7 protein-coding genes are annotated in these 7,702 nt (G+C 29.7%); all 7 read left to right on the forward strand.

Translation table 11 applies throughout. The features are described 5' to 3' along the window. Positions 1-191 precede the first annotated feature (191 nt). Entirely contained in the window at positions 192-1,181 is a 990-nt protein-coding gene (locus AC5EAH_RS02520; protein ID WP_493493175.1) for an ABC transporter ATP-binding protein, read from the forward strand. After that, complete coding sequence (locus AC5EAH_RS02525; RefSeq protein ID WP_493493176.1) at positions 1,181-2,122, forward strand: ABC transporter ATP-binding protein; 942 nt, start codon at positions 1,181-1,183, stop codon at positions 2,120-2,122. The genes AC5EAH_RS02520 and AC5EAH_RS02525 overlap by 1 nt, the downstream gene beginning before the upstream one ends. A gap of 1 nt (position 2,123) precedes the next feature. After that, positions 2,124-3,086, forward strand: a complete 963-nt coding sequence (opp4B, locus tag AC5EAH_RS02530; protein WP_493493177.1) for an oligopeptide ABC transporter permease — start codon at positions 2,124-2,126, stop codon at positions 3,084-3,086. Positions 3,087-3,102: 16 nt separating this feature from the next. Further along, the gene (locus tag AC5EAH_RS02535; RefSeq protein ID WP_493493178.1) at positions 3,103-4,023 is read left to right on the forward strand and encodes an ABC transporter permease; all 921 of its coding nucleotides are present in this window, start codon (positions 3,103-3,105) and stop codon (positions 4,021-4,023) included. Between the two features lie 305 nt (positions 4,024-4,328). Next, on the forward strand, positions 4,329-5,030 hold the full coding sequence (locus AC5EAH_RS02540) for an N-acetylmannosamine-6-phosphate 2-epimerase (RefSeq protein ID WP_493493179.1): 702 nt from the start codon (positions 4,329-4,331) through the stop codon (positions 5,028-5,030). Between the two features lie 17 nt (positions 5,031-5,047). Continuing rightward, the gene (locus AC5EAH_RS02545; protein WP_493493180.1) at positions 5,048-5,965 is read left to right on the forward strand and encodes a dihydrodipicolinate synthase family protein; all 918 of its coding nucleotides are present in this window, start codon (positions 5,048-5,050) and stop codon (positions 5,963-5,965) included. Between the two features lie 18 nt (positions 5,966-5,983). Next, complete coding sequence (locus AC5EAH_RS02550; protein ID WP_493493181.1) at positions 5,984-7,525, forward strand: sodium:solute symporter family protein; 1,542 nt, start codon at positions 5,984-5,986, stop codon at positions 7,523-7,525. The last annotated feature ends 177 nt before the right edge of the window (positions 7,526-7,702 follow it).

Raw genomic sequence — 7,702 nt, forward strand, 5'->3', positions numbered from 1 at the left:
CGAAATAAGAGTATGTAATTTAATTAATGCTTGATGTATAAAATAAAAAGATATCAATTGAATTTCTTAGAGCGTACAATTGATATTTTATTTCATTGTCAAAATATACAGAAAATTTTTAAATTTGTTTTGTATGTATTTTTTTACTATGGTATAATATTTTTATTAACAACTTTTCGAGGAGTGATTAGATGGCAAAAATTTTAGAAATTAAGGATGTATCAACAGCTTTTACAATAGAAGGTGAATTTTACAATGCTGTTGATAATGTAAGTATAGATTTGAATGAAAATGAAATTTTAGCAATTGTAGGTGAGTCAGGATGTGGAAAAAGTACTCTGGCAACAACAATAATGGGTTTACACGATCCAGTACATACTAAATCAACAGGTGAAATTTGTTTTAATGATAAAAATTTATTAAATATAACAACTCATGAATTTGATAGTATTCGTGGTAAAGATATAGGTATGATTTTTCAAGATCCACTATCAGCTTTAAATCCATTAATGCGTATTGAAGAGCAGATTGCAGAAACATTAAAATATCATACAGGTTTGAATAATCAACAAATAAATGCACGTGTAATTGAATTATTGTCACAAGTAGGTATTTTTAACCCTGAACGTGTGGCTAAACAGTTTCCACATGAATTATCTGGAGGAATGCGTCAACGTGTAATGATTGCTTTAGCAATTGCTTGCAAACCTAGATTGATTATTGCAGACGAACCTACAACTGCATTAGATGTAACTATTCAAGCGCAAATTTTAACTTTATTAAAAGATATTCAAGCCGAAACAAAATCAGGTATTATTTTGATTACGCATGATTTAGGAGTAGTTGCAGAAATGGCTGATCGTGTTGCTGTAATGTATGGTGGTCAGATTGTAGAAATTGCACCAGTACAAGAATTATTTTCAAATCCGAAACATCCGTATACTAGAATGTTATTAGATGCCATTCCACAAGTTGGTGCAGAGCATTTAAGTGTAATAGAGGGTGTCGTGCCATCTTTAAAGAAAATGCAAAGAACAGGATGCAGATTTGCACCACGTATTAGTTGGATACCTGAAGAAGCACATGAAAAAGATCCACAATTACATCAAATAAACGATGAACATTTTGTACGTTGTTCATGTTATAAAACATTCAAATTTAGGGATGAGGAGGTTATTTAATGTCATTATTAGAAGTAAAAGATTTAAAAGTATATTATCCTATTAGAGGCGGATTTTTTAATTTAGTTGTTGATCAAGTAAAAGCAGTAGATGGTGTAAGCTTTGTTATTGAAGAAGGGAAAACTTATGGTTTAGTTGGTGAATCAGGATCAGGAAAATCAACAACAGGTAAAGCAATTATAGGTTTAGAGAAATTACATAGTGGTCAAATTATCTATCAAGGAAAAGATGTAACTAAAGAATTGAAAAATAGAAAATCAACATTTAATAAAGATGTACAAATGATTTTCCAAGATTCTATGTCTAGCTTGAATCCACGTAAGCGTGTTGCTGATATTATTGCAGAACCTATTTTGAATTTTGAAGATATCTCACCGGAAGAATTACGACGTAGAACTTTCGAGTTACTTGATATAGTAGGGATGCCTAAAGATGCGTATTATAAATACCCACATGAATTTTCAGGTGGACAACGTCAACGTCTAGGAGTAGCACGTGCATTAGCCTTAAAACCGAAATTAATTATAGCAGATGAACCCGTTTCAGCTTTGGATTTATCAGTTCAAGCACAAGTGTTAAATTATATGAAAGAAATTCAGAAAGAATTTGGATTAAGTTATCTATTCATTTCACATGATTTAGGTGTCGTAAGACATATGTGTGATAATATTGCGATTATGCATAATGGTCGTTTTGTTGAATTTGGTGCAAAAGAAGATATTTATAATCATCCACAACATATTTACACGCAAAGACTTATTGCTGCTATTCCAGAGATTGATCCACAAGGTCGACAAGAGCGTATTAAAATACGTCAAGAAGTTGCCGCTAAATATCAAGCACAATATAATGAATATTATTATGATGATGGTCGTGTTTATGATTTAGTATCAATAAGTGATACACATCAAGTGGCATTAAAACCGAAAGGAGGCAATTAAAATGTGGAAAACAATATTAAGACGATTATTGATTATGATTCCTCAATTAGTAATTTTAAGTATGCTAGTATTTTTATTAGCTAAATTGATGCCAGGAGATCCTTTTACAGGTTTAATTACGCCAACAACGGATCCATCAAGAATTGAAGAATTGAGAGTACAAGCTGGTTTTTATGATCCATGGTATGTACAATACAAGAATTGGATTGTTAATGCGTTGCAAGGTGATTTTGGAAAGAGTTATCAATTTAAAGTGCCAGTAGCTGATTTAATTGGAAGTCGTGCTAAAAATACATTCTTTTTATCATTATTAACATTATTTTTTACATATATGATTGCTGTGCCATTAGGTGTCTTAGCAGGTCGTTATCCTAATACTTTCTTAGATCGTATGATTACAGGATATAGTTATGTAAGTTTTGCTATTCCAACATTTGTTTTAGCATTATTATCAATTTTTATTTTTGGTTATAGATTAGATTGGTTTCCAACTACTGGTTCAGTGGATGTTGGTTTAGAACCAGGTTCTATTAGTTATATCATGAATAGAATTTACCATATGATTTTACCGGCATTAACATTTGCAGTTTTAGCTACTACAGTGACAATTCAGTATTTACGTAATGAAATTATTGATGCTAAGCAATCTGATTATGTTAAGACAGCACGTTCAAAAGGTGTACCTGAAAATAAAATTTACACACGTCATATTTTAAGAAATTCATTATTACCAATTGCAGCTTTTTTTGGTTATGAAATTACAGGGTTACTAGGGGGCGCAATTTTTATTGAACAAATATTTGCATATCCTGGTATGGGACAATTATTTATTAATTCAATTTTGTCACGTGATTACAGTGTAATTACAGCATTAGTTTTATTATTTGGATTTTTAAATATTTTAGGTACATTATTATCAGATATTATTATGGCAATTGTTGATCCGCGTATTCGTATTGATTAATAAGGAGGTAGAGAACATGAGTGAGAAAAAAAATAATGATGTTGCTGTACCAGTTGATAAATTAGCTGCGGTAGATACAAGAGCAACAGGTTTTCAAGTTTATATTAATGAGTTTAAAAAAGATAAATTAGGTTTAGCAGTATTAATATTTTTAGTAACAATTATTGCAACAATTTTTATTTGGTCATTATTTATTGATCAAGATAAAGTGATGAAAGTAAGTTTGTTAGATATGTACACGGAACCTAATAGTGAGTTTTTATTAGGAACTGATAAAGGTGGACGTGATATTTTAGGACAATTGATTATCGGTGCCAGAAATTCTATTTTCATTGGTTTTTCTATTACGATTTTAACTGCCATGATTGGGATAACAATTGGTTTATTAGCAGGGTACTATGGTGGTATTGTTGATAATATCATTATGCGTATTATTGATTTTGTTTTAATTTTACCAACATTAATGTTAATTATTGTTGTAGTTACAATTATTCCTAAATTTAATGCCATTACGTTTATTATTGTACTATCATCATTATATTGGGTAGGAAAAGCTAGATTAGTACGTAGTAAAGCATTAACAGAAAGTCGTCGCGATTATGTTTATGCAAGTAAAACGATGGGAACACCAGATTGGAAAATTATGTTTTTCAATATCTTACCAAATATTAGTTCGATTATTATTGTTAATTTAGTTATTAATTTTGCTGGTAATATTGGTATTGAAACAGGTTTAACTTATTTAGGATTTGGTTTACCAACATCAACACCAAGTTTAGGAACATTAGTTGGTTATGCTAGTCAATCAGAAGTTTTAACAACTAAATTATGGATTTGGTTACCAGCTGCAATATTAATATTAATTTTAATGTTATCTATTAATTTTGTCGGTCAAATTATTAAGCGTGCTTCTAATGCACGTCAACGTTTAAGTTAATGAAAGTAAAAGAGTGGAGAAAACTAATTATTTTTTTCAGATATATAATAATTACATAAAAAAGGCTTAATACTAAGGCGTTTCATCTTATAGTGTTAAGCCTTTTTTATCTTCCCTTTCTTTTGCTAAGAGGTTGAAATAAATAATGCTTTTTGTTATTATTTTAATTGTAATCGCATACAAAAATATCGGTATTGAATTAAATGAAGTTATAGTATATTACATTTCAATTATTATTATACTATTTGTGATTATTGAATTAATAAAGTAAGAAAAAACTATAGATATTAGAAAAGAGGAATAATATGTCTAAATGGAATAAAGAACAACTAGTAGCAGCAATTCAAGGTGGATTGATTATATCTTGTCAAGCTTTACCTGGTGAACCTTTATATCATGATGAATTTAGTTTAATGCCTTTTATGGCAACTGCCGCAGAGCAAGCTGGAGCTGTAGGTATTAGGGCGAATTCTGTGAGAGATATTAAGGCGATACAGCAAGTAACAAATTTACCTATTATAGGGATTATAAAAAAAGATTATCCGCCTTATGAGCCTTTTATTACAGCAACAATGAAAGAAGTTGATGAGTTAGCTCAATTAGAGATTGCTGTGATTGCTTTAGATTGTACACAACGTCAACGTTATGATGGCTTATCAATAAATGAATTTATTAAGCAAATTAAAATAAAATATCCAGATCAATTATTAATGGCAGATGTAAGTACATTTGAAGAAGGCATACTTGCTGCTGAAGCAGGTGTAGATTTTGTTGGTACAACTTTATCAGGATATACATCTTACAGTTTGCAAAATAATGAACCCGACTATGAATTGATGGTAAAATTAGTCAATGCTAATATTCCTGTTATCGCAGAAGGGAAAATTCATTATCCTGAACAATTGAAGAAAGTATATGATTTAGGTGTCACAAGTGTTGTTGTTGGTGGTGCGATTACAAGACCAAAAGAAATTGCACAAAGATTTATTAATCAATTAAAACAATAAGAAGGAGAGAGAACAGAATGAGAGATTTATCTAAATACAAAGGTATAATCCCAGCTTTTTATGCTTGTTATAATGAATCTGGTGAAGTAAGTACAGAACGAATACAGACACTCGTTCAATATTTTATTGATAAAGGTGTTAAAGGTGTTTATGTCAATGGTTCTTCAGGTGAATGTATTTATCAAAGTGTCGAAGATCGTAAAAAAATTATTGAGGCTGTAATGGCAACTGCTAGAGGAAAACTAACAATTATTAATCATGTAGCTTGTAATAATACTAAAGATAGCATTGAGTTAGCACAACATTCTGAAAGTCTTGGCGTGGATGCAATTGCAGCAATACCACCAATTTATTTTAAACTACCGTCTTATTCAATCATTAATTATTGGAATATGATTAGTAAAGCTGCACCGAATACAGATTTTATTATCTATAATATTCCACAATTAGCAGGTGTAGATTTGACTAATAGTATGTACAAAGAGATGCAAAAAAATCCTTGTGTTATAGGTGTTAAAAATTCTTCAATATCAGTACAAGATATTCAACAGTTTAGTATGATTGGAGAAGATAATTATATTGTCTTCAATGGGCCAGACGAACAATATTTGGCTGGAAGAATGATGGGTGCTGAAGGTGGTATAGGTGGTACATATGGTGTAATGCCTGACTTGTTTTTAAAATTAGAAAATTTTATTCAAAGTAATAAATTAATAGAGGCTAAAAAATTACAATATGCAATTAATACTATTATTGATAAAATGGTATCAGGACATGCAAATATGTATGCAGTAGCAAAAGAAGTTTTACGTTTGAATGAATCAATTGATATAGGTTCAGTGAGATTACCATTAGAGCCATTATCCGCACAAGATTTAGATTTAGCTAAATCGGTAGCAGCTTTAATTCAAGCAACACGTCAACAATTTTTATAGTGATAAGGAGGTTGTTTTATGAAAACAACAGGATTTACAATGATAGATTTAATTATTTTAATTATCTATTTAGTTGTCGTTTTATTAGCAGGATTGTATTTTTCTAAAAAAGAAATGAAAGGTAAAGAATTTTTCAAAGGTGATGGTTCTGTGCCATGGTATGTTACATCCGTATCTATTTTTGCAACATTACTTAGTCCAATTTCTTTTCTTGCCTTAGCAGGTAATTCATATGCAGGGAGTTGGATTTTATGGTTTGCACAATTAGGTTTATTTATAGGTATACCTTTAGCCATTCGATTTATTTTACCTATTTTTGCAAGACTAGATATAGATACAGCATACGATTATTTAGGTAAACGATTTGATTCTAAGGCATTACGTATAATTTCAGCATTGTTATTTATTATTTATCAATTAGGCAGAATGTCGATTATTATGTATTTACCGTCAGCAGGATTGTCAATTTTAACAGGTATTGATGTTAATATTTTGATTGTTTTAATGGGTGTCATTGCTATAGTATATTCTTATACAGGTGGTTTGAAGTCTGTATTATGGACTGACTTTATTCAAGGTATTGTACTTGTTGCGGGGGTACTTGTTGCATTAGTTGTATTAATTAATAATATTGATGGTGGATTTTCAGCAATTACTGAAGTTTTAGCCAAAGATAAATTTATTGGTTCAGAAGAAAAATTATTTGATCCTAATATTTTATCAAGTTCAATCTTTTTAATTATAATAGGTTCTGGATTTACAATGTTATCTTCGTATGCATCTTCTCAAGATTTAGTGCAACGTTTTACAACAACACAAAATATTAAAAAATTAAATAAAATGTTATTCACTAATGGTGTGTTATCATTAGTTATTGCAACAATTTTTTATTTTATTGGTACGGGATTATATGTATTTTATCAATTGCAAAATGTAAGTAGTACTACGAGTGAAATTCCACAAGATCAAATTTTTATGTATTTTATCGCTTATGAATTACCAGTAGGTGTGACAGGTATTATTTTAGCAGCAATTTATGCAGCAGCTCAATCTACAATTTCAACTGGATTGAATTCAGTCGCTACATCTTGGACATTAGATATTCAAGATTTAATTTCTAAAAATATGACAGATAATCGACGTACAAAGATAGCTCAAATAGTTTCACTAGCTGTAGGTATTTTTTCAATTGTCGTAGCTATTATAATGGCACATTCGGATATTAAATCATCTTATGAGTGGTTTAATAGTTTTATGGGTCTAGTATTAGGTTTATTAGGTGGTGTGTTTATTCTTGGATTCTTATTTAAAAAAGCTAATAAGCAAGGTGCATATGCGGCTTTAATAGTTTCAACTTTAGTAATGATTATTATCAAATATTTTTTACCAGCAGGTATTATTAGCTATTGGGCATACTCATTAATCTCTATTTCTGTGTCACTAATAGTAGGTTATATTGTGTCAATATTAACAAATAAGAATGAGTATGCACCTAAATATACAACAATTCATGATATTCCTGAAATTAAATCAGACTTAAGTTGGGAAGTTCGTCATTAAATTGAATTGGAAAATATTTATGTGACAATTCATGTTATAAAAATGCATTTATATAGGGAGAACATTAAGCTATTTAATAGATTCAATGTTAAAATAGATGCGAATAAACGCTACAATTAAGTATTATATTTAACATTATCAATTAACTTTAATATATGATAGGTTGTAAAATTAAAT

Source organism: Staphylococcus sp. B1(2026) (genome assembly GCF_058895785.1).